We start from the raw sequence: 760 nt of genomic DNA on the forward strand, positions 1-760 counted from the left end.
CCCACTGTATAGGTTGAAATATAATAAGTACCAATAAAAACATCCCCGTAGCTATCGGGGTAAGGAAATAGCCTAAAAATTTTTTCATTCGACAGGCAAATTTAGGTTATTTTGTGAAATCCAATGGGTCTATATCCGGTTTTCTAAGATCATTAATTGTACTTTTAGCACCGCAGCAACCGTCATAGCATCGGTGATCGCGCTATCGCAAACCATCTGGTATACCTGGGCAAAGGGCACTTTCTTTATAATCAACTGCTCGGTCTCTTCGGGCTCTGCTTCAAACTGGGCCAGGCCACGGGCTACGTATAAAATGCTAAGCTCGTCACTTACGGAGTTACTCAGGTGCAGGCGCTGGATTTCGGTCCACCGGCTGGCTTTCAGGCCGGTTTCTTCCAACAGTTCGCGTTTGGCAGATTCCAGCGGATCGGTGCCTTCCGGGCCACCGCCTTCGGGCATTTCCCAGCTGTATTGGTTCAGTACAAAACGATATTGGCCCACCAGGTAGGTGTTCAAATCGTCGTCCAGCGGTAAAACGCCGATGGCAAGGTTTTTAAAATGCACCTTGCCGTAAATACCAGGGTTACCCGATGGATTGATCACCTGGTACTCTGTCACGTTTATCCAGGGGTTATCATATATGGCTTTTTCGGAGGTTATTTTCCAGGGATTGTCTTCGGGGTGATGCATGGGGGAAAAATAGCTTTTTTTGGATTAAGGATAAAGGATTTTGAGATAAAAGATAATCAGACTGATGAGG

The 760-nt window shown here is 46.1% G+C and carries 1 protein-coding gene; it reads right to left on the reverse strand.

The features are described from left to right. Positions 1-129 precede the first annotated feature (129 nt). Entirely contained in the window at positions 130-690 is a 561-nt protein-coding gene (locus tag AC1DPZ_RS28400) for an NUDIX domain-containing protein (RefSeq protein ID WP_477409844.1), read from the reverse strand. Positions 691-760 lie beyond the last annotated feature (70 nt).

This window comes from Mucilaginibacter sp. P4_G9, assembly GCF_056400985.1.

Excerpts from the sequence above, each read along its gene's own strand:
- AC1DPZ_RS28400 (WP_477409844.1), bottom strand. The coding sequence starts at position 690 with ATGCATCACCCCGAAGACAATCCCTGGAAAATAACCTCCGAAAAAGCC.